Genomic DNA, 21271 nt, shown 5'->3' on the forward strand with positions numbered 1-21271 from the left:
GAAATACCAGTGACTGGAGCTGCAGTGCCCGGTGTCTACCCCCGGGGCGTGAAACTCGGGGTGGACGTCGGCACTGTCAGGGTCGGCGTCGCGGTCTGTGACCAGGACGCCATCTTGGCGACGCCGCTGCGCACGCTGGAACGGAACGCGAAGAAGAACACCGACGTGCGGATCCTCGCGGCCCTGGCCGCAGAGCTCCATGTCGTCGAGATCTTCGTGGGCCTGCCGCGGACAATGAAAGGCGAAGAGCACGCCTCGGCGCGGATGGCCACGGACTACGCAAAGCTGCTGGCAGGTGCCCTCCGGGACCGCGGTTCCGAGGTCCCGGTCCGGCTCGTCGACGAGCGGCTGAGCACGGTCACCGCGCACAACAACCTGCACGAAGCTGGCGTGAGCAGCAGGAATCACCGTAAGGTAGTTGATCAGGTTGCGGCCGCAGGTATCCTGCAACATGCGATCGATATGCAAAAGGCCAGGGGAACGGAGATCGGAAGCCGCGTCTACGCGGAGACCGCTCCGGGGCCAACCGGGCATGGCGCGAACGCTGCCCCGGACGTACGCACGCAGTCAGCACCACGCAATCAGCACAAACGCGATCCGCACAATATGGAAGGCTACAGTGAGCCCGGTCAACAGTGACGACTCCTCTGGTGACGCTTTCGGCGGCTCCGGCCGACCGCTGACGCGCAAAGAGCTCAGGGCCCGGGAAAAGTCCCTTCTGACCCAGAGTCACGAAGCCATTCCGCCGCAGGCCTTTGAGACCGGGCAGGACAGCCCGACGACGGCGACGCCGCCCGGTCCGGCGCCGGGCGCAGAATCCGCCCCGGACCGCCCCGAACCGCAGCCGGAAGCAGCCCGGCCCCAAACGCAGCCGCACGGCCCTCCCCGGCATTCCGAGCCCATCGCGACGGCCGACGCCCCGGAGCTCCCCGCCGCGGACCCCACCGTGCACGAAGACGCCGTGCCTGCAGAGGCGCCCCACGAAGACGCCGTGCACGAAGACGCCGTGCACGAAGACGCCGTGCACGAAGACGCCGTGCACGCAGACGCCGGGCACGCATACGCCGGGCACGAGTATGCCGGCGGCATCTCCCCTGAGGCTGAACTGCACGGCGCAGCTGATCAGCAGCACTTCTACCAGAGCCACCACGGGGCTGAACACCACGGCTACGAGGCCCACCCTGACGACGACGCCCATGTTGTCTACGCCGATGAAGCTGTCCGCGGCCCTGATGATCACCACGACGAAGCCGGGCATGAAGTGATGGCCGGAGCTTCCGCCATCCGGACCGCCAAGGGCCCTTCCAAGAAGATCCGCCGCCGGCGCCGTTTCCTCGCCCTCGTGCTGAGCCTGACGGTCTTCGTGGTGGCGATCGTCGTGGGGGCACAGTTTCTCAAACCCCTCCTCGGCGGCGATACGTTGGCCGACTACCCGGGACCGGGAACCGGCGAGGTGACCATCACCGTGCCTCCGGGTGCCGGCCCCAAATCCGTCGCCACCGAACTCCAGGACAAGAAGGTCGTCGCCAGCGCAGACGCCTTCCTCAAGGAGTTCGCGGCCTCCGGCGGCGCGCTGAGCCCGGGCGACTTCTCCCTGCGCACCGAAATGAAGAATTCCGACGCCGTGGACGTGCTGTTGAACAAGGACAAGGGCAAGGTCATGTACTTCGCCCTCAGCGCCGGCCTCAGGATCGGCGAATCCCTGCAGGCGATTTCCGAGGGCACCGGAGTTCCCGCCCCGCAGCTGAAGGAACTCAGCGATTCCCCGGCCCAGTTCGGCCTTCCGGCGAAGTCGAAAAACCTCGAAGGCTTCCTCGCCCCCGGTGAATACCGGTTCCCGCTCGGCACCCCCGCCAAGGACGTCCTGCAGAAGCTCGTGTCCGCCACCCTGGACGAACTCAAGGCACAGGGCGTCACAGACCAGGCCAAGCAGTACGACGCCGTCACGGTGGCCAGCATCGTCCAGGCGGAAGGTGGCCAGGCTGAATACGGGGACGTGGCCGGTGCGATCTACAACCGGCTCAAGCCCGACAACACCGAAACCAACGGGCTGATCCAGTCCGATGCGACGGTCACCTACGGGCTGGGGATCCGGAGCTTCCACATCGACGAGGCGCAGAAGACCGACAAGTCCAACCCGTACAACACCTACGCCAACACCGGCTTGCCGGCCGGGCCCATCGGTTCACCAGGGAAGACGGCCATTGACGCCGCTGCGAAGCCCAAGTCCAACGATTACCTCTACTGGGTGACCATCAACCTGGACACCAAAGAGACCAAGTTCTCGAAGACCCTCGCCGAGCACAACGGCTACGTGGAAAAGTACAACGCCTGGTGCGAGGCCAACCCGGGCCGCTGCGTATGACGCTCCGGGCCGCCGTCCTTGGGCATCCCATCAGCCATTCGAAGTCACCGGCGCTGCACCGGGCCGCCTATGCCCATCTGGGGGTTGAGCTCGGCTACTCGGCGATCGACGTGACGGAGGCGGAGCTGCCGGCCTTCATGGCCCGGTTACGGGACGATGTCCGGCGCGGCGTTGGCTGGCGGGGCCTGTCGGTCACCATGCCGCTGAAGACCGCAATGGTCGCAGAGGTGGATGAGGTCCGCGGCGTGGCCCGCGCCCTGGGCGTCATCAATACGGTCGCCTTCGAACCCGGCGCCCCCGGCAGAGACCCTTCCGGCGTCGGCCCTTCCCGGGAAAGCACTGCATCCCCCCGGCTGATCGGCTACAACACGGACGTCGCCGGCATTGTTAACGCCCTGCGCCACGCGGGCGCGGCCTCCGCACCCGCGGCCGCCATCCTCGGCGGCGGCGGGACAGCGGCAGCGGCAATCGCAGCGCTGAAGGAACTGGGCGCCGCCGCCGTGGATGTCTTCGTGCGCGACGTGGGCCGCGCCGCCGAAGCGCGCGCCGCTTCCGCCGCCGTCGGGCTGCCCGTCCGGGTTCTTCCGATCGCGGGCGCGGCAGCCACCGTCGCTACTGCAGACGTCGTCATTTCCACCCTGCCGCCGCGGGCCGCGGACACGCTGGCCGCGGAGCTGGCGGAGGAGTTTGCAGAATCATTTGGGCCGGCATCTGGACCGGCACAGGCGGGGGAGCGTGGCCCGGAAACCGGCCGGGGCCGCCCCGGTGTGCTGCTGGATGTGGCCTATGATCCCTGGCCCAGCCGGATCGCGGCCCTCTGGCAGGATGCCGGCGGCACCGTGGTCCCCGGACTGGAGATGCTGATCTACCAGGCGCTGGAACAGGTGCGCTATTTCACCGGGCTCGGCGACGCCGTCCCGGCGGAAGTCATAGATGTGATGTGTGACGCAGTGGGGGCGCCCCGACGGGTGTTCTGAGCTCCTTACATGGCAGGATGGATTTTATGTTGCGTTGGTTGACTGCCGGAGAATCCCATGGTCCGGCCCTGGTCGGAATTATCGAGGGCGTACCCGCCGGTGTTGAACTCACCAGCGCGGGGATCGCCGATGCGCTGGCCCGCCGGCGGCTCGGTTACGGCCGCGGCGCCCGGATGAAATTCGAGCAGGACGTGGTCGCCATCCTCGGCGGCGTCCGGCACGGCCTGACCCAGGGCGGACCGGTCGCGATCCAGGTCGGCAACACCGAATGGCCCAAGTGGGAGCAGATCATGTCTGCAGATCCCGTGGACCCCGAAATCCTCGCCGACCAGGCGCGCAATGCCCCGCTGACCCGCCCCCGGCCCGGCCACGCGGACTTCACCGGCATGCAGAAGTACGGCTTCGATGAGGCGCGACCGGTCCTGGAGCGCGCCAGCGCCCGCGAAACTGCCACCCGTGTGGCCCTCGGCACTGTCGCGTCGGCCTTCCTCAAGCAGCTCGGCATCGAACTGGTCTCCCACACGGTGTCGATCGCCAGCGTCGCCGTTCCCGAAGGCCGCCCCCTGCCGGTCCCGGGCAACGTCCTGGCCCTCGACGCCGACCCGCTGCGCTGCTTTGACCGCGAAACCTCCGACGCCATGGTGGCCGAGGTCGACGTCGCGCACAAGGAAGGCGAAACCCTTGGCGGCGTGGTGGAGGTGCTCGCCTACGGGCTGCCGCCGGGACTGGGCAGCTACGTCCACTGGGACCGCCGCCTCGATTCGCGCCTTGCCGGCGCGCTGATGGGCATCCAGGCGATCAAGGGCGTCGAGGTCGGCGACGGCTTCCTCACGGCCTCCCGCCGTGGCTCGGCCGCCCACGACGAGATCGTCAAGGATGCTGACGGCAGGATCATCCGCACGTCCAACCGTGCCGGCGGCATCGAAGGCGGCATGAGCATCGGCGACGTGCTGCGCGTCCGCGCGGCCATGAAGCCGATTGCCACGGTGCCGCGCGCCCTCAGGACCGTGGACGTCAGCACGGGGGAGGCCGCCAAGGCGCACCACCAGCGCTCCGATGTGTGTGCGGTGCCGGCCGCCGGCGTCGTCGCCGAGGCCATGGTGGCCCTCGTCCTCGCCGAAGCGGTCACGGAAAAGTTCGGCGGCGATTCAGTGCAGGAAACCGCCCGCAACATCAAGGGTTACCTGGACAACATTCCGGCGTCCCTGGACTCGATCGGCCAGTAGTGCCGGCCGGAAACAGGGCCGTGCCGGCCATGCAGACTGTCCGGCCCATTGCGCTGATCGGGCCGATGGCCGTGGGTAAATCCGCCATCGGGCAACAGCTCGCCCAGCAGTTGGGGGCAGCGTTCTTGGACACCGACGCCGTGATTGTCGCGAATCACGGGACCATCGCCGACATCTTCGCGGGCCGAGGCGAGCACGCCTTCCGTGAACTGGAAGCCCGGGCCGTGGCGCAGGCCATCGAGGACGCCCAGGGCACCAACACGGTCATCTCACTTGGCGGCGGTGCCGTGCTGGACTCCGGAACGCAGCAGCTGCTCGATCATTGCACCGTGGTGTACCTCGAATGCGATGCGGAGACGGTGGCAGAGCGCATTGCCAGGAACTCCGGCCGGCCGCTGCTGGCAGGCGACGCCATGGAACGCTGGAAGGCACTGTTCGCCACCCGCCGGCCCGTCTACGAGCGGCTGGCCGACCTTGTTATCGACGTCCGGAGCGGATCAGTTCCGGACATCGCACACCGGCTGAAAGATGCGCTGGGTGGACCCGCCGCCGCGAAAACCGCGGCAGGGTCCATGCCGGCAGCGACAAAGGAAGTTGAAAAGTGATTACCGAATCAACCGTCATCAAGGTCACCGGCCAGACGCCCGGCGAGAACTACGACGTCGTGGTGGGCCGCGGCCTGCTGGCCGGACTCCCGGCCCTGCTGGGGGAGCGCGTCAAACGGGTCCTGGTCATCCACCCCCGCGCCCTGCGGCTCACCGGCGACACCGTCCGTGAGGAACTCGCCTCGGCGGGCTTCACCGCGCTGACCGCCGAAATCCCGGACGCCGAAGAAGGCAAGCACATCGAGGTGGCGTCCTTCTGCTGGCAGGTGCTGGGACAGAACGACTTCACCCGCTCGGACGCCGTCGTCGCCGTCGGCGGCGGAGCCGTCACCGACCTCGCCGGCTTCGTGGCAGCCACCTGGCTGCGCGGGGTCAAGGTCATCCACATGCCTACCAGCCTGCTGGGCATGGTGGACGCCGCCGTCGGCGGGAAGACCGGCATTAACACCGCCGAGGGCAAGAACCTCGTCGGGGCGTTCCACCCGCCCGCCGGCGTCCTCGCCGACCTGGACACCCTGGACACGCTGCCGAAGAACGAGATCATCTCCGGCATGGCCGAGGTCATCAAGTGCGGGTTCATCGCCGATCCCGCCATCCTCGAGCTGATCGAACAGGACCCTGCCGCCGTCTCCGATCCCCGCTCGGACGTACTGCGCGAACTGATCGAACGCGCCATCACCGTCAAGGCCAGGGTTGTTTCCGAGGACCTCAAGGAAACCGGACAGCGCGAGATCCTCAACTACGGCCACACCCTCGGCCACGCGATCGAGCTGGCCGAGCGCTACTCATGGCGCCACGGCGCGGCCGTCTCCGTCGGCATGATGTTCGCGGCGGAGCTCGCCCGCAGCGTCGGCCGGCTCAGCGACGCCGACGCCGACAGGCACCGCACCATCCTGGAGAGCCTCGGGCTTCCCATCACCTACCGCCGGGACCGCTGGCAGGCGCTGCTGGACGGCATGCGCAGGGACAAGAAGTCGCGTGGCGACCTGCTGCGTTTCGTGGTGCTCGACGGCGTCGGGCGTCCCGGCATCCTCGACGTCCCGGACACCTCGCTGCTGTTCGCCGCCTACCAGGAGATCGCCTCCTGATGAACGGCACCAGGGGCGGCACCAGCGACTGGCCGGACGGCGGCTTCCCCGGGATCAAGATCAATCCGGTCAGCCTGATGCCGGAGATCGTCAACGAGGACGCCTGCGCCGCGGCGCTGGCCGGCTCGCAGGATCCCGGGGACCTGATCTTCGTGCGCCTCGTCGAGGGGCACGCCGGCGAAGCCGCCGAACTGCTTGCCGAGGCCCGGTACAAGAACCCCGGTTCCCTGCGCCTGCGCATCTTTGAGGCTGACGTGCTCAGGGTGTCCCACCGCGCCGACCGGGCCGTGGACCTGTTCCGCCAGCTGCTGGCCGAAACCCGCGGGACCCCGGACGAGGCCGTCATCCGCCAGCAGCTCGGACGCTCCTACTTCGCCGGCGGCAACATTGCCGCCGCGGTGGAGTCCTTCGCCAAAGCCCTGGACCTGCGCGTGGCCGGCTCCGCCGACGCAGCCCTGATCTACGCCTCCACCGTGGCCCTGCAGCGCGCCCGGGACGTGCTGGACCTGGCGTCCTAAGCCGCCGTCCCAGGGCCTCCTGATCCCCGTCCGGCAGCCAGCCGCGGGAACCGGTAGAATGGATCTTGGATTTTTGATAAATACGCGCTGGCAGGCCGCTTGGCATGCCTGCCTGGCATAAGCGGCTGGCAGCTAGAACCAGTCACAAAGGAAACCAGAGGATACAGTGGCAACCACTAACGACATCAAGAACGGAACCGTCCTTAAGCTTGAGGGCCAGCTCTGGAACATTATTGAGTTCCAGCACGTCAAGCCCGGCAAGGGTGGCGCGTTCGTGCGCACCAAGATGCGCAACGTGATGTCCGGCAAGGTGGTCGACAAGACCTTCAACGCCGGGCTCAAGATCGAGACCGCCACGGTTGACCGCCGCGACTACCAGTACCTGTACCAGGACGGCGCGGACTTCGTGTTCATGGACACGCAGGACTTCGACCAGCTCACGGTCCCCGGCCCCACGGTGGGCGACGCCACCAACTTCATGCTCGAGAACCAGATGGTCAACATCGCCATCCACGAGGGCAACCCGCTCTACATTGAGCTGCCCCCGAGTGTCGTGCTCGAGATCACCTACACGGAGCCGGGCCTGCAGGGTGACCGCTCCTCGGCCGGCACCAAGCCCGCCACCCTCGAGACCGGTTACGAGATCCAGGTGCCCCTGTTCGTCGAGAACAACACCAAGGTCAAGGTCGACACCCGCGACGGCAGCTACCTCGGCCGGGTCAACGACTAGTGAGTGCCCGCGGTAAGGCCCGGAACCGGGCCCTGGAGGTACTCTTCGAGGCCGAGCAGCGCTCCGTCTCGGCGTTCGACGTGCTGAAGTCCCGTCGCGAACAGACGGACCAGATCGTCAACCCGTACACCCTCGAAATCGTCGAGGGCGTCGTGTCGCACCAGCTTGCGATCGACGAGTTCCTGGAAACCTATTCGCAGGGCTGGACCCTGGAGCGGATGCCTTCGGTGGACCGCATCATCCTGCGGATCGGCACCTGGGAGCTGCTCTACAACGACGACGTCCCGGACGGAGTCGCCGTGAGCGAGGCCGTGGCGCTGGCCAAGACCCTCTCCACGGACGAGTCGCCGTCGTTCATCAACGGCCTGCTGGGCCGCCTGCAGCAGCTGAAGCCTTCGCTGCTCGCCTGAATCAGGCAAGAGGAAACCCCGTCCGGCGCACCCCGGGCGGGGTTCTTTTTTGTTCGAAGCCTCCCTTTCCGCCGTCCCTTCCGCTAGCGGACGACGGCGGCGCGGAGGCCGGCAACGTCCGCGAGCAGGCGCTGCTCGTCGATCTGATGGGCCGGCACGTCCCGGCCGCTGAGGATCCGCTGCCGGGTGAAGGCAAGCTGCGTCGCAGCGTGCAGGAACGCCCTCATCTGCGGAGCCCGCCCGATGGAGCTGGCCCAGCGCAGGGCCACACGCCGGCCCGCCGCGGAGGACAGCATCTCCACCTCCGCGGACGTGAACCACCCGGCCGCCGCGTATTCCTTGAGCCGCTGGCGGGTGAGCCTCCGCTCCGCCACCCGCAGCAGCACAATGACCACCACCGCCAGCAGGAAGATCGGCACCTGGACCAGGATGTATTGGGCCAGGAAGTCCTGTCCCATGCTGTTCCACCCGCTGTGCAGCAGCATCGCGGGGATCAGCCCCACGGCGAACGCGGCCACGGACAGCCCGGTGTGCCAGCGCCGCGCGGCGAAGCCCATGATGAGGCCGGTGGTCCCGGTGAAGATGGCGTGGGCGAAGGGCGACATGACACCGCGCAGGAAGAGGACCAACGCGAGATCGGTGCCGGGGTCGGACGATTCGGCGATGGCCCGGCCGAAGTACAGGATGTTCTCGGTGAACGCGAAGCCGCCGGCGATCGTGAAGGCGAACACCACGCCGTCGACCGGTCCGTCGAAGTGCCTGCGGGCGAACAGCAACAGCAGCAGCAGGCCCAGCGACTTGGCGAACTCCTCGACCACTGGCGCCTGGACGGTGACAGCGAAGGTCCGGTAGTCCAGGCCGGACGCCGGGCCGGCGGCGAGCGAGAAGTATGGCTGGATCAGCAGGGTGACCGAGATGGAGACCAGGGCGCCCCAGACGAACGCGAAGAGCAGCAGCCGTTTGGGCTCGGGCTCCCAGCGGTCGATCACGCGCACGGCGAGCAGGACCGCGCCCAGCGGCAGCAGCGACGCGACAAAGCCGATGACGAAGCCCGCGATACCGGTGTTGCCGAGGACAAAGGGCAGGACCGCGAACAGGCTCAGGAAGCCGAGTATCCCGCCGCCCGCCACCAGACCCACCGCGCCGGTGGAGCGGCGGCTGCTGCTCGCGGCCGGAACGGCGGGAGGCAGGCTGGCCCGGAGCCGGCCGCGTAGTTCGCCGGTGCCGGCCGGTAATGCTGTTCCGGGACGTGCCCCATCCAGCTGGGATTGGCCTGTTGCGGCAACGGCGCGGGTGCGCCGGACAGGGGATCGTGGCTCGTCATGCACAAAAGCCTAGCTGGACGTCCCGGGGTATCGGAGGTGAGGCTTCCAAACCTGCTGGTCCGGGGCTGTTTCGGTGGGTTCTGGGCGTATGGCCAGACTCGAGAACGAGGGGCTGGAGGTGGTCCGGGTCAACGCCCGTGATGCCCGTGATGCCCGTGATGCCCGTGATGCCCGTGATGCCCGTGACGCCAGGAGCCGCAAAAACGACTCCGACGCCGCCTGGCTGGCCGGTCTGGGCGCCCACGCCGGTCCTGTTTCCCCCCCGCCGATACGTGAGCTGCGGGACCTAACCCCGGCGAGGACTTACTATTCCGCCAAGTTCCGGCGCATCACTGCCCGGCGCGTCACTGCCCGGCGGGGACCGTCACAGGCGCTCGTCGCCGTCGAACACGCCATGCTCACCGCGGCCTGGCACATGCAACCCAGGGCGAACTCTGCCGGGACCCCGGAGCCGCCTACTCATCCGGCAGGCACCGGCGAAAACCAAAGCCCGCGCGAACGGAGAGTTCGAGTCCCTGGGCTACCAGGTGACCCCCAAGCCTCTGCCACAGACCGGATAACGACCGGCCAGAACGCCAACCCACCGGATCCTCCGGTCACCGACACCTGGTCACCTGAATTTTCGCGTCAAAAGGAAGCCTTCCGGGAGGGGGTCGTCGTGGGGCGCTGTCCAGCCCGGATCGTCCATGTCTGCGGCGGGGAACTGGTGCCCGGCTGTGAATGAGTGCCAGTCCGGGAAGGGGTCCGGGGGCAGTTCCGGTTCGGGATTCTGGCCGGGGTCCGGGTACAGGTGCCCGGTTGGATCCGGGTCCGGATGATGTCCTAGATATGCGGGCATGCCGGGGTCCGGGTCTGCGTCCGTGGTCAGGTCTGTGGTCGGGAGCCAGTGTGGCCAGCGGGGTGGTTCCCAGTCCTGGTGTTCGCCGGGGTAGTGCCGCCCCGACGGTGAAATCCAGCCCGGTGGTTCGTTCTTGCTGGCGCCGGTTGGTTGCCAGGCGGAGCCGTGTTTGAGGCGGTGGTGACGGGGACACGGCTGTCCGAGATTCGAGATGCCGGTGGTGCCGCCGTCGGCCCAGGCCAGGAGGTGGTCTGCTTCGTTGTCCAGGGAGTGGTTGTTGCAGCCGGGGAAGGGGCACCGCCCGTCGCGGAGGCGGAGCCATTGACGCTGGGCCTTCGTGAGGCGGTAGCTGGTCCGTCCGATTTCCAGGGGTGCGCCGTCGCGGGGGTCGGTCAGGACGCGGTAGAAGGAATCGGCGCCCTCGGCGATCAGGCGGCGGGCCATCGACGGCGGGATCGGCCCGTACCCGTCGAGCATGGCCGGTTCGTCCGTGAGGCCGAGGAGCGACAGGACCGGGACGGTGACCAGGACCTGCGCCCGCGGGGACGCATCACCCCCGGCCACACACTGACCCATGCCGCCCCCGCCCGTGCCGGTGCCGGGGGTGTGGCTGGTGAGGAGCCAGGTGGCGGTGATGTCGGCGCGGAGCTGGGAGAGGGGCCGGGCCTCGGCCGGGCCCTGGAGGGCGCGGGCGGCGGCGGTGGTCCGTTCCCAGATCCCGGCGGCGGTATCGGCCGGGAGGTAGGCGGAGAGCCAGGCCATGCCGTCCCGGTCCGGGGTGTATTCGACCCGCCGGTCCGCGGCGCTTTTGGTGTGGCGTTTTTCGATGCTGGCCAGGTGGTGGCGTTCCCGCCAGGTGCGGGCCTTGGCGCGGAACCGGTTCGGGACGAGGTCCCCGGCCGGGCAGCCGCGGGCGGGGTTCGGTGCGGCGGGGTCCAGGAAGTGCGCTTCGAGGGCGGCCGCTCCGGCGGGATCCAGGCTGGTGGTTTCGTCGACGATGATCCGGGCGTGCTGCCAGGAGATCGTCCCGGCCTGCAGGGCCCGCAGGGTCAGCGGCAGCGCGGTCGTCAGGGCGTGGCATTCGGACAGGAGGGCTCCGGCGGTCCGTTCGCTGACGGTCAGGACACAGGCGACCTCGGCGACCAGGGCCATCTCCCGGGCGGTGCGTTGCTGCGGGGACGCCGACGCTGACGCCAGGGCCCCGGCCGCCTGCACGTATTCGGCGGCCAGCCTGACCTTCAGCGCGGCGGTCCGGGCTTCCAGCCGGGCCAGGTCGGCGAGCCCGTCCAGGCAAGCATCCGCCAGATCCCGCAGCGGATCGGCGTCCTGTAGTAGACCGGCGTCCCGCAGCGGATCGGCGGCGGGCAGATCGGCCTGGCCGGCGCCGGTGCAGGCGGCAAGCACGGCAGCGGACGCGGCGACGGCCGCCAGGGCCGCCCTGCTTTCCGCACTCCACGCTGTGCTGCTTTCCATACACTCAGTACATCAGGAGGCACCGACAATTAAAGGCGGCGACGGCGACAATCGGTCGTCGTCGCCGGTTCGCGTTGGCCAGTTCCGGCGGAAGTTTCCGGGCTGTGGCGGGGACAGTGACGTTTGTCCTGGTCAGCGAGGGGTTTCGGTCCCGTATATGTATGACCTAAGACATGGGGCGTAGGCTGCAATGCCGTAGAGGCCGGCCGAGTTTGGCGGCGGTTCCATCGTGGTCGGTGTGTATGCGGCTGGCTTTGGGGCGTCCGCCGGTGGCATTTGGTAGAGCAGCACGGTCGCTACGGTGGTTCCCAGGGCGGCGAGAACTGGCGCCCAGGAGGCGTCCCGGCCCCCGCGGGCGTCCCGGCCTCCGTGGGCGGCCCGGCGCCGGTTGCGCCGGCGTACCGATGTACCGGCGTACCGATGTACCGCCCTGCGGGCGGTGCCGCTGTGACGCACGCCGCCTCCCAACGGCCGCGCCCGGGGCAGGTCCGCGGCGACCCGTGTGGTAATTTGAAAGGGCAAATGATCCTTTTTTAATTCCGTCCCGTGAGGCGGGGAAAGGGGAGACGAGCGTTGACGTCTGTTCCAGAAGCACCGGTTCCGGCCAAGGTTGTTCTTACCCGAGTGGTACTCAGCCAGGCGGACATCGACCGTGCACTCACTCGTATCGCCCATGAGATTCTCGAGTCCAACAAGGGCTCCCGGGACCTGGTCCTGCTGGGCATCCCACGCAGGGGCTACCCCCTCGCCGTCCGGCTCGCCGAAAAGATTGCCGCCGCAGATCCCACCGTGGACGCCGCCGCGATGGTGGGCCAGCTGGATGTGACCATGTTCCGCGACGACCTCTCCCACCAGGCCATGCGCCCGCCCTACCCCACCCAGCTGCCGCGCTCCGGGATCGACAACAAAGTTGTTGTGCTGATCGACGACGTCCTCTACTCCGGTCGCACCATTCGGGCCGCCCTCGACGCCATCATCGACCTCGGCCGGCCGCGCATTGTCCGCCTCGCCGTACTGATCGACCGCGGCCACCGCGAACTGCCCATCCGCGCGGACCACGTCGGCAAGAACCTGCCCACCTCCTCTTCCGAAAAGGTCCGCGTCCGGCTCGAGGAAACCGACACCGTCGACGGCGCGCCCGTCAACGAGGTCGTCATCGAGGCCACCGCATGAGGCACCTGCTCTCCACCGAGGACCTGAGCCGGCACGACGCCATCCGCATCCTTGACACCGCCGAGGAAATGGCGGCCGTGGGGGAGCGGGAGGTCAAGAAGCTCCCCGCGCTGCGTGGCCGCACAGTGGTGAACCTCTTCTTCGAAGACTCCACCCGCACCCGGATCTCCTTCGAGGCCGCGGCCAAGCGCCTCTCGGCGGACGTCATCAACTTCGCCGCGAAGGGCTCCTCCGTCTCCAAGGGCGAGTCGCTCAAGGACACCGCCCAGACCCTGGCAGCCATGGGGGCGGACGCCGTCGTCATCCGGCACTGGGCCTCCGGGGCCCCGCACCGCCTCGCCGCCACCGACTGGATCGACGCCGCCGTCATCAACGCCGGCGACGGCACCCACGAACACCCCACCCAGGCCCTGCTCGATGCCTTCACGATGCGCCGGCACTGGTCCAAGCTCGCCGGTACGCCCTCCGCCGGGGCCGACCTCAAAGGCATGCGCGTCGCGATCGCCGGGGACGTGCTGCACTCGAGGGTGGCCCGCTCGAACGTCTGGCTGCTGCGCACCCTGGGCGCCGACGTCACCCTCGTCGCGCCGCCCACCCTGCTGCCGATCGGCGTCGAGAAGTGGCCCTGCACCGTCAGCTACGACCTCGATGAAACCCTCCAAAAGGGCGTGGACGCGATGATGATGCTCCGGGTGCAGGGTGAACGGATGAACGCCTCGTTCTTCCCCACCACGCGGGAATACTCCCGCCGCTGGGGATTCGACGACAACCGGCTCCGCGCCCTGGACCGTCTGGGCCTCAAGGACACCATCATCATGCACCCCGGCCCGATGAACCGCGGGCTGGAAATTTCCGCCGCCGCCGCGGACTCGCCACGCTCCACCGTGCTCGCCCAGGTGCGCAACGGCGTCTCCATCCGCATGGCAGCCCTGTACCTGCTGCTCTCCGGCGACAACCGCGAACCAGCCGCCGCACCGGCCGCCGCACCGGCCGCCGAACTCACCCCCGCCCAGCGCACCGCAGCCCTATCCCACCAGGAGAGCCACTGATGGCATCACAGCAACAGGACACCGGCACCGACGGCGCCTACCTGATCCGCGGAGCCGCCATCCTCGGCGGAGCCCCTGAAGACCTCCTGATCCGGAACGGCATCATCGCCGAACGCGGCCAGAACCTAGCCGCCGAGGGCGCCACCGTCATCGAGGCCGCCGGGCTGGTCGCCCTCCCCGGCATGGTGGACATCCACACCCACCTGCGCGAACCCGGCCGCGAGGACGCCGAAACGGTCGGAACCGGCACCCGGGCCGCGGCCCTCGGCGGCTACACCGCCGTGCACGCGATGGCCAACAGCACCCCGGTGGCAGACACCGCCGGCGTCGTCGAACAGGTCCTCACCCTCGGCCGCACCGCCGGCTGGGTGGACGTCCGCCCCGTCGGCGCCGTCACGGTAGGCCTCGCGGGGGAGCAGCTGGCCGAGCTCGGCGCGATGGCCGATTCCCGCGCCCGGGTCCGGGTCTTCTCGGATGACGGCATCTGCGTCCACGACCCCGTCCTGATGCGCCGCGCGCTCGAATACGTCAAGGCGTTCGACGGCGTTGTTGCCCAGCATGCGCAGGAACCCCGGCTCACCGCCGGCGCCCAGATGAACGAGGGCGAAGTGTCCGCCGTCCTCGGCCTCACCGGCTGGCCCGCCGTCGCCGAGGAAAGCATCATTGCCCGCGACGTCCTGCTCGCCCAGCACGTCGGCTCCCGGCTGCACGTCTGCCACGTCTCCACCGCCGGATCCGTCGAAATCATCCGCTGGGCCAAGTCCCGCGGCGTCAACGTCACGGCCGAGGTCACGCCGCACCACCTCTGGCTGACCGACGAACTCGCCCGCAGCTACGACCCCGTCTTCAAGGTCAACCCGCCGCTGCGCACCGACGCCGATGTCCAGGCCCTCCGTGCCGGGCTGGCCGACGGAACCATCGATGTCATCGGCACGGACCACGCCCCGCACCCAAGCGAACACAAGGAATGCGAGTGGGCGCAGGCCGCCATGGGCATGACCGGGCTGGAAACCGCGCTCTCCGTGGTGCAGCACACCATGATCGAAACCGGCCTGATGGGCTGGGCGGACTTCGCCCGGGTCACCTCGAGCGCCCCGGCGGCAATCGGCCGGCTGGAGGACCAAGGACGGCCGCTCGACGCCGGCGAACCCGCCAACGTCACACTCGTGGACCCGGCTGCGCGCTGGACCGTGGACCCTTCTAAGATGGCAACCATGGGCCGTAACTCTCCGTTTGCCGGCCGGGAACTCCCCGGCAAGGTGGTGGCGACGTTCTTCAAGGGCCACCCCACCGTCCTGGACGGCAAGCTCAACACCCCGTACCGGTATCCGGCAGACGCGCCGAAGACTGCAGCGGCGGGCCGCAACTGATGGACCGGCTGCTCCCCGGACTGTTGATGCTCTCGCTCGCCGTCATCGTCATCGCCCTGCTGGCGGTCGGCTGGCGGAACCGCCTGCGCCGCCAGGCCGACGTCGACCCCCTGCCCGCGGTCCCCGCGGAACTCGGTGTGCCGCTGGCCGCAGCCGATGGCCAGTACGTGGCCTCCACCACCGCCGGTGACTGGCTGGACCGCATCGCGGTCCACAACCTCGGTATCCGGACCAACGCCGGACTCAGCGTCCACGCCGAAGGTGTGCTCATCGAGCGCTCCGGCGCCGGCCCGGTGTTCATCCCGACCGCCCGGCTCACCGGCGTGCGCCAGGAAAGCGGCATGGCCGGGAAATTCGTCGAAAAGGACGGACTGCTGGTCATCAGCTGGATGCTCGGCACCCGCGAACTGGACTCCGGGTTCCGCACCCGTCACGCCGACGACAAGACCATCCTCCTCAATGCCCTGCAAGATTTAATCTCCGCGGCCCCCCAGGCCAATGCCGATAGTGGAAAGTAACAACGTGACGGACAGCAACACAGTGACAGAGAACGCAGAGCCCGTAAGCGCTCCTGCCGCGGCCGCCTCCACGCCCGCGGCCCTCGTGCTCGAGGACGGCCGGATCTTCCGAGGCACCAGCTACGGCGCCACCGGCACCGCCCTCGGCGAGGCGGTGTTCGCCACCGGCATGACCGGCTACCAGGAGACCATCACGGACCCCTCCTATGCCCGCCAGCTCGTGGTCCAGACAGCACCGCACATCGGCAACACCGGTGTGAACACGGACGACGCCGAGTCCCGGCGGATCTGGGTGGCCGGCTACATCGTCCGCGACGCCGCCCGGCGCCCGTCCAACTGGCGCTCGGAACGTTCCCTGGACGAGGAACTCGTCGAGCAGGGCGTCGTGGGCATCCAGGGCGTGGACACCCGCGCCATCACCCGGCACCTGCGCGAACACAAGACCATGCGCGCCGGGATCTTCTCCGGCGAGGCGGTCCGCGCGACGGACAAGGAACTCCTGGACGCCGTCCTGGCGAGTGCGCCGATGGAAGGCTCCCGCCTGGCCGAGGAAGTCAGTGTGGACAAGGCCTACACGGTCGAGCCCAAGGACTTCGGCTGGGACGGCGAGCCGCAGTTCAGCATCGCCGCAATTGACCTCGGCATCAAGCGGATGACCCCCATCCGCTTCGCCCAGCGCGGAGTCCGCGTGCACGTGCTGCCGGCCACCGCGACCATTGAGGACATCGCCGCCCTCAACCCCGACGGCGTCTTCATGTCCAACGGCCCGGGCGACCCCGCCACCGCCGACACCCAGGTCGCACTGCTCCGCTCGGTGCTGGACGAGAAGATCCCCTACTTCGGCATCTGCTTCGGCAACCAGATCCTGGGTCGTGCCCTGGGCTTCGGCACCTACAAGCTCCGCTACGGCCACCGCGGCATCAACCAGCCCGTAATGGACCGCCGCACCGGCAAGGTGGAAATCACCTCGCAGAACCACGGCTTCGCCGTCGACGCCCCGCTCAACGGCGCCACCCAGGCCCCCGAGGAGCGCTTCGGCCGCGTCGAGGTCAGCCACGTGAGCCTCAACGACGACGTCGTGGAGGGCCTGGCCTGCCTCGACATCCCGGCCTTCTCGGTGCAGTACCACCCCGAGGCCGCCGCCGGCCCGCACGACGCCGCCTACCTCTTCGACCGCTTCATCCAGCTGATGACGGACACGAAGAACGCTGGCTCAGCGGCCGCGGCCGCTGCCGCTGCTGCAACCGACACAAAGCCTGCCACCGATTCCAAGACTGAGGACAAGAAGTAATGCCCAAGAGAACTGACCTTAAGAGCGTCCTGGTCATCGGTTCCGGCCCGATCGTGATCGGCCAGGCCGCCGAATTCGACTATTCCGGCACCCAGGCACTGCGCGTCCTCAAGGAGGAAGGCCTCCGCGTCATTCTCGTCAACTCCAACCCGGCCACCATCATGACCGACCCGGAGTTCGCCGACGCCACCTACATCGAGCCGATCACCCCCGAAGTGGTCGAAAAGATCATCGCCAAGGAACGCCCCGACGCGATCCTGCCCACCCTCGGCGGGCAGACGGCACTCAACACGGCCATCGCGCTGGACAAGAACGGTGTCCTCGAGAAGTACAACGTCGAACTGATCGGCGCCAACATCGCCGCGATCGAACTCGGCGAGGACCGCGAGAAGTTCAAGGGCGTCGTGGAGCGCTGCGGGGCCGAATCGGCCCGCAGCCACATCATCCACACGATCGACGAGGCCCTGGTTGCGGCCGAGGACCTGGGCTACCCGATGGTGGTCCGGCCCTCCTTCACCATGGGCGGCCTCGGCTCCGGCCTCGCCTACGACGAAAACGACCTCCGCCGGATCGTCGGCCAGGGCCTGCAGTACAGCCCCACCAGCGAGGTGCTGCTCGAAGAGAGCATCCTCGGCTGGAAGGAATACGAGCTCGAGATGATGCGCGACAAGAACGACAACGTCGTGGTGGTCTGCTCCATCGAGAACTTCGACCCGGTCGGCGTGCACACCGGCGACTCCATCACCGTCGCCCCCGCACTGACCCTCACGGACCGCGAATACCAGCGGCTGCGCGACATCTCCATCGCCGTCATCCGCGAAGTCGGCGTCGACACCGGCGGCTGCAACATCCAGTTCGCCGTCGAACCCGACACGGGACGCGTCGTCGTGATCGAGATGAACCCGCGCGTTTCCCGATCCTCCGCCCTCGCCTCCAAGGCCACGGGCTTCGCGATCGCCAAAATCGCCACCAAGCTCTCGCTGGGCTACACCCTGGACGAGATCCCCAACGACATCACCCAGAAGACCCCGGCCTCCTTCGAGCCGACCCTGGACTACGTCGTGGTGAAGGTCCCGCGCTTCGCCTTCGAGAAGTTCCCGGCCGCGGACCCCACCCTGACCACCACCATGAAGTCGGTGGGCGAGGCCATGGCCATGGGTCGCAACTTCACCGAGGCCCTGCAGAAGGCCCTGCGGTCCCTCGAGCAGAAAGGCTCCCAGCTGGACTTCAGCCACGTCCCGGAATGGGAAGTGGCCGAGCTGATCGAGAAGTCCAAGCGTCCCACCACGGAGCGCCTGCACCAGGTCCAGCGTGCCCTGCTCGGCGGCGCCACCGTGGAGCAGCTCTTCGAAGCCACCAAGATCGACCCCTGGTACCTGGACCAGCTCCAGCTGCTCAACGAGATCTCGCTCGAAATCCGCCAGGCCGCGGCCCTGACTCCGGAGATGCTGAAGCGCGCCAAGCGCCACGGCTTCTCCGACGAGCAGATCGGCGCCCTGACGCACAACTCCGAGGACGTCGTCCGCGGCGTCCGGCAGGCCCTCGGCATCCGCCCCGTCTACAAGACCGTGGACACCTGCGCCGCCGAGTTCGCCGCGTACACGCCGTACCACTACTCCTCCTACGACGAGGAGGACGAGGTTGCGCTGCACGCCAAGCCGTCCATCATTATCCTCGGCTCCGGCCCAAACCGGATCGGCCAGGGCATCGAGTTCGACTACTCCTGCGTGCACGCCTCGATGGCGCTGCGCAAGGCCGGCTACGAGACCGTGATGGTCAACTGCAACCCGGAGACCGTCTCCACGGACTACGACGTCTCCACCCGGCTGTACTTCGAGCCGCTCACCCTGGAGGACGTGCTCGAGGTCATCGCGGCCGAGGAGCGCACCGGCGGCGTGATGGGCGTCTTCGTCCAGCTCGGCGGCCAGACCCCGCTCAAACTCGCCCAGCAGCTGGCCGACGCTGGCGTCCCGATCCTCGGCACCTCGCCGGAGGCGATCGACCTCGCCGAGCACCGCGGCGCCTTCTCCCGCGTGCTCGACAAGGCGGCCCTCATCTCGCCGAAGAACGGCACCGCGGTGTCCTTCGAGGACGCCAAGAAGATCGCCGACGAAATCGGCTACCCGGTCCTGGTCCGTCCCTCCTACGTCCTCGGCGGACGCGGCATGGAGATCGTCTACGACGAGCCCAACCTCTCCCGCTACATCGCCAACGCCACCGAGATCACCCCGGACCACCCGGTGCTGATCGACCGCTTCCTCGAGGACGCCGTCGAGATCGACGTCGACGCCCTCTACGACGGCACCGAGATGTACCTCGGCGGCATCATGGAGCACATCGAGGAAGCCGGGATCCACTCCGGCGACTCCGCCTGCGTGCTGCCGCCCATCACCCTGGGCAACAACGTGCTGGACCGCGTCCGGACCGCCACCCTGGCGATCGCCGAGGGCGTGGGCGTCCGCGGCCTGATCAACATCCAGTTCGCCCTGGCCTCCGACGTGCTCTACGTCCTGGAAGCCAACCCGCGGGCCTCCCGCACCGTCCCGTTCGTCTCCAAGGCCACCGGCGTCCAGATGGCCAAGGCCGCGGCCCTGATCGGCACCGGCGTCACCATCAACCAGCTCCGCACCGCCTACAAGATGCTGCCGGAAACCGGCGACGGCTCCACGCTGCCGCTGGACGCGCCGGTCTCGGTCAAGGAAGCCGTGCTGCCGTTCAGCCGCTTCCGCACCCCCGAGGGCAAGGTGGTGGACTCCCTGCTCGGCCCCGAAATGCGGTCCACCGGCGAAGTCATGGGCATCGACAAGCACTTCGACACCGCCTTCGCCAAGAGCCAGGCGGCCGCCAACAACGCACTGCCCACTGAGGGCAAGATCTTCGTCTCGGTGGCCAACCGGGACAAGCGCTCGGTCATCATGGGCGTCAAGCGGCTCTCCGACCTCGGCTTCGAGATCGTCTCCACCGGCGGCACCGCCGACGTGCTGCGCCGCAACGGCATCCAGGCCACCCCGGTCCGGAAGGTCGCCGAAGGCTCCAGCGCGGAAGGGGAAGGCACCATCGCCGACCTCATCATCGCCGGTGAGATCGACATGGTCTTCAACACCCCCTCCGGCGGCGAGGCCCGCAGCGACGGCTACGAACTGCGTGCCGCGGCGACGTCCATCGGGATCCCGTGCATCACCACCGTGGCCGAGTTCAACGCCGCCGTCCAGGCCATCGAGGCGCTGCGCACCTATGAATGGTCCGTCACGAGCCTGCAGGAGCACGCCGCCGCGCTGGCGGAATCGCAAAAACGAGAATCGCAGAAAAAAGCCTCGCAGGAGGCCGCCTCGCGGAACACTTCGCAGAACGCCGCCGCCCAGCTCGCCGCTTCGCAGAATGCCTGAGCCTGAAGCCGCAACGGCCGGCCGGGAGTCGTTCGGCTCCCGGCTGGGCCGCGCCATGGCGGACCGCGGTCCGCTCTGCGTCGGGATCGATCCGAACCCGGCGCTGCTGCAGCGCTGGGGCCTGAACGACGACGCCGCCGGCCTGGAACGCTTCTCGCTCACCGTGCTGGAGGCCGTCGGTTCCCTCGCTGCCGCGGTGAAGCCGCAGGTGGCGCTGTTTGAGCGGCACGGCTCAGCAGGGATGGCTGTGCTGGAACGCACCCTGGCCGCGGCCGCGGAAGCCTCGGTGCTGACCATCGCGGACGCCAAGCGCGGCGACATCGGCTCCACCATGGCCGCCTACGCCGACGCCTGGCTGCGCGACGGCTCCGCCCTGGCCGCCGATTCGGTGACGCTGAGCCCGTACCTGGGCTTCGAATCGCTCCGGCCCGCCCTGGACCTCGCCGCGCAGACCGGACGCGGCGTATTTGTCCTGGCCCTGACCTCCAACCCGGAGGGCGCCTCCGTGCAGCACGTCGGCGGCGCGGATTCCGTGGCCCGCCGGATCGTGCAGGCGGCAGCGGAGGAGAACCGCCGCTACTTCGCTGCTGCAGGCGCCGGGGATCCCGGTGCCGGGCTGGGCTCCGTGGGCCTCGTGGTCGGCGCCACCGTCGGTTCCGCGCTGACCGAGCTGGGGCTGGATCTGGCCGCAGTCCGCGGCCCGATCCTGGCCCCCGGCCTGGGCGCGCAGGGCGCCACGGCGGCGGATCTGCGGCGTACCTTCGGCGACGCCTATGGCCAGGTGCTGGGCACGTCCAGCCGGGACATCCTCGCCGCCGGACCGCGGATCCAGGACCTGCAGGACGCGGCCCGGCGCACTCTTGAGGAACTGCGCGCGGCTTAGGGGCGCGCAGGCTTCCCTGCAGGCTGCGCCGCTGTACTTGTCCATT

Annotated in this window: 18 protein-coding genes and 1 pseudogene; 17 read left to right on the forward strand and 2 right to left on the reverse strand. The window is 68.7% G+C overall.

The window, feature by feature from the left end:
* Positions 1–9 precede the first annotated feature (9 nt).
* From ruvX to nusB, 9 genes are all read left to right on the forward strand, one after another.
* Positions 10–639 carry a Holliday junction resolvase RuvX gene (gene ruvX, locus ABIB26_RS07625; RefSeq protein WP_354241062.1) on the forward strand — a complete coding sequence of 210 codons (630 nt, stop codon included), beginning with the start codon at positions 10–12 and terminating at the stop codon, positions 637–639.
* Positions 620–2365: an endolytic transglycosylase MltG gene (gene mltG, locus ABIB26_RS07630; RefSeq protein WP_354241064.1), complete on the forward strand. Its 1746-nt coding sequence runs from the start codon at positions 620–622 to the stop codon at positions 2363–2365. The genes ruvX and mltG overlap by 20 nt, the downstream gene beginning before the upstream one ends.
* Complete coding sequence (locus ABIB26_RS07635; protein ID WP_354241369.1) at positions 2362–3342, forward strand: shikimate dehydrogenase family protein; 981 nt, start codon at positions 2362–2364, stop codon at positions 3340–3342. The genes mltG and ABIB26_RS07635 overlap by 4 nt, the downstream gene beginning before the upstream one ends.
* A gap of 26 nt (positions 3343–3368) precedes the next feature.
* Positions 3369–4568 (forward strand): chorismate synthase, encoded by a 1200-nt coding sequence (aroC, locus tag ABIB26_RS07640; RefSeq protein ID WP_354241066.1) that lies wholly within the window; start codon positions 3369–3371, stop codon positions 4566–4568.
* A gap of 29 nt (positions 4569–4597) precedes the next feature.
* Entirely contained in the window at positions 4598–5173 is a 576-nt protein-coding gene (locus ABIB26_RS07645; protein WP_354241068.1) for a shikimate kinase, read from the forward strand.
* A complete protein-coding gene (aroB, locus tag ABIB26_RS07650) occupies positions 5170–6261 on the forward strand; it encodes a 3-dehydroquinate synthase (protein WP_354241070.1) in 1092 nt (363 codons plus the stop codon). Before ABIB26_RS07645 ends, aroB begins: the two co-directional genes overlap by 4 nt.
* Positions 6261–6779 carry a tetratricopeptide repeat protein gene (locus tag ABIB26_RS07655; protein WP_354241072.1) on the forward strand — a complete coding sequence of 173 codons (519 nt, stop codon included), beginning with the start codon at positions 6261–6263 and terminating at the stop codon, positions 6777–6779. The genes aroB and ABIB26_RS07655 overlap by 1 nt, the downstream gene beginning before the upstream one ends.
* A 166-nt stretch (positions 6780–6945) precedes the next feature.
* Positions 6946–7509 (forward strand): elongation factor P, encoded by a 564-nt coding sequence (gene efp, locus ABIB26_RS07660; RefSeq protein WP_136322650.1) that lies wholly within the window; start codon positions 6946–6948, stop codon positions 7507–7509.
* Complete coding sequence (nusB, locus tag ABIB26_RS07665) at positions 7509–7919, forward strand: transcription antitermination factor NusB (RefSeq protein WP_354241074.1); 411 nt, start codon at positions 7509–7511, stop codon at positions 7917–7919. The genes efp and nusB overlap by 1 nt, the downstream gene beginning before the upstream one ends.
* A gap of 83 nt (positions 7920–8002) precedes the next feature.
* On the opposite strand, the gene ABIB26_RS07670 is transcribed toward nusB, so the two are convergent.
* Positions 8003–9247: a PrsW family intramembrane metalloprotease gene (locus ABIB26_RS07670; RefSeq protein WP_502913635.1), complete on the reverse strand. Its 1245-nt coding sequence runs from the start codon at positions 9245–9247 to the stop codon at positions 8003–8005.
* Between the two features lie 298 nt (positions 9248–9545).
* On the opposite strand from ABIB26_RS07670, the pseudogene ABIB26_RS07675 reads away from it, so the two are divergent.
* Positions 9546–9804: pseudogene (locus ABIB26_RS07675) on the forward strand (IS110 family transposase); the annotation flags it as partial.
* A gap of 50 nt (positions 9805–9854) precedes the next feature.
* Here ABIB26_RS07675 and ABIB26_RS07680 read toward each other — a convergent pair.
* Positions 9855–11555, reverse strand: coding sequence for an HNH endonuclease signature motif containing protein (locus ABIB26_RS07680; protein ID WP_354241076.1), 1701 nt, complete (start codon positions 11553–11555; stop codon positions 9855–9857).
* 573 nt (positions 11556–12128) lie between these two features.
* On the opposite strand from ABIB26_RS07680, the gene pyrR reads away from it, so the two are divergent.
* Genes pyrR through pyrF form a run of 7 tightly spaced genes read left to right on the forward strand, consistent with a single transcriptional unit; the run spans position 12129 to position 21225 of the window.
* On the forward strand, positions 12129–12728 hold the full coding sequence (gene pyrR / locus ABIB26_RS07685; RefSeq protein WP_354241078.1) for a bifunctional pyr operon transcriptional regulator/uracil phosphoribosyltransferase PyrR: 600 nt from the start codon (positions 12129–12131) through the stop codon (positions 12726–12728).
* Positions 12725–13777, forward strand: a complete 1053-nt coding sequence (locus ABIB26_RS07690; protein WP_354241080.1) for an aspartate carbamoyltransferase catalytic subunit — start codon at positions 12725–12727, stop codon at positions 13775–13777. The genes pyrR and ABIB26_RS07690 overlap by 4 nt, the downstream gene beginning before the upstream one ends.
* A complete protein-coding gene (locus ABIB26_RS07695; RefSeq protein WP_354241082.1) occupies positions 13777–15147 on the forward strand; it encodes a dihydroorotase in 1371 nt (456 codons plus the stop codon). The genes ABIB26_RS07690 and ABIB26_RS07695 overlap by 1 nt, the downstream gene beginning before the upstream one ends.
* The gene (locus ABIB26_RS07700) at positions 15147–15665 is read left to right on the forward strand and encodes a PH-like domain-containing protein (RefSeq protein ID WP_354241084.1); all 519 of its coding nucleotides are present in this window, start codon (positions 15147–15149) and stop codon (positions 15663–15665) included. The genes ABIB26_RS07695 and ABIB26_RS07700 overlap by 1 nt, the downstream gene beginning before the upstream one ends.
* Positions 15646–16956 (forward strand): glutamine-hydrolyzing carbamoyl-phosphate synthase small subunit, encoded by a 1311-nt coding sequence (carA, locus tag ABIB26_RS07705; protein WP_354241086.1) that lies wholly within the window; start codon positions 15646–15648, stop codon positions 16954–16956. The genes ABIB26_RS07700 and carA overlap by 20 nt, the downstream gene beginning before the upstream one ends.
* Positions 16956–20342, forward strand: coding sequence for a carbamoyl-phosphate synthase large subunit (gene carB / locus ABIB26_RS07710; protein WP_354241088.1), 3387 nt, complete (start codon positions 16956–16958; stop codon positions 20340–20342). The genes carA and carB overlap by 1 nt, the downstream gene beginning before the upstream one ends.
* Positions 20335–21225, forward strand: a complete 891-nt coding sequence (pyrF, locus tag ABIB26_RS07715) for an orotidine-5'-phosphate decarboxylase (protein ID WP_354241090.1) — start codon at positions 20335–20337, stop codon at positions 21223–21225. The genes carB and pyrF overlap by 8 nt, the downstream gene beginning before the upstream one ends.
* Positions 21226–21271: the final 46 nt, after the last annotated feature.

This window comes from Arthrobacter sp. UYEF20 (genome assembly GCF_040546335.1).
Lineage (GTDB): Bacteria > Actinomycetota > Actinomycetes > Actinomycetales > Micrococcaceae > Arthrobacter.

Excerpts from the sequence above, each read along its gene's own strand:
- ABIB26_RS07635 (WP_354241369.1), top strand. The coding sequence starts at position 2,362 with ATGACGCTCCGGGCCGCCGTCCTTGGGCATCCCATCAGCCATTCGAAG.
- aroC (WP_354241066.1), top strand. The coding sequence starts at position 3,369 with ATGTTGCGTTGGTTGACTGCCGGAGAATCCCATGGTCCGGCCCTGGTC.
- ABIB26_RS07645 (WP_354241068.1), top strand. The coding sequence starts at position 4,598 with ATGCAGACTGTCCGGCCCATTGCGCTGATCGGGCCGATGGCCGTGGGT.
- ABIB26_RS07655 (WP_354241072.1), top strand. The coding sequence starts at position 6,261 with ATGAACGGCACCAGGGGCGGCACCAGCGACTGGCCGGACGGCGGCTTC.
- ABIB26_RS07680 (WP_354241076.1), bottom strand. The coding sequence starts at position 11,555 with ATGGAAAGCAGCACAGCGTGGAGTGCGGAAAGCAGGGCGGCCCTGGCG.
- ABIB26_RS07690 (WP_354241080.1), top strand. The coding sequence starts at position 12,725 with ATGAGGCACCTGCTCTCCACCGAGGACCTGAGCCGGCACGACGCCATC.
- ABIB26_RS07695 (WP_354241082.1), top strand. The coding sequence starts at position 13,777 with ATGGCATCACAGCAACAGGACACCGGCACCGACGGCGCCTACCTGATC.
- ABIB26_RS07700 (WP_354241084.1), top strand. The coding sequence starts at position 15,147 with ATGGACCGGCTGCTCCCCGGACTGTTGATGCTCTCGCTCGCCGTCATC.
- carA (WP_354241086.1), top strand. The coding sequence starts at position 15,646 with ATGCCGATAGTGGAAAGTAACAACGTGACGGACAGCAACACAGTGACA.
- carB (WP_354241088.1), top strand. The coding sequence starts at position 16,956 with ATGCCCAAGAGAACTGACCTTAAGAGCGTCCTGGTCATCGGTTCCGGC.
- pyrF (WP_354241090.1), top strand. The coding sequence starts at position 20,335 with ATGCCTGAGCCTGAAGCCGCAACGGCCGGCCGGGAGTCGTTCGGCTCC.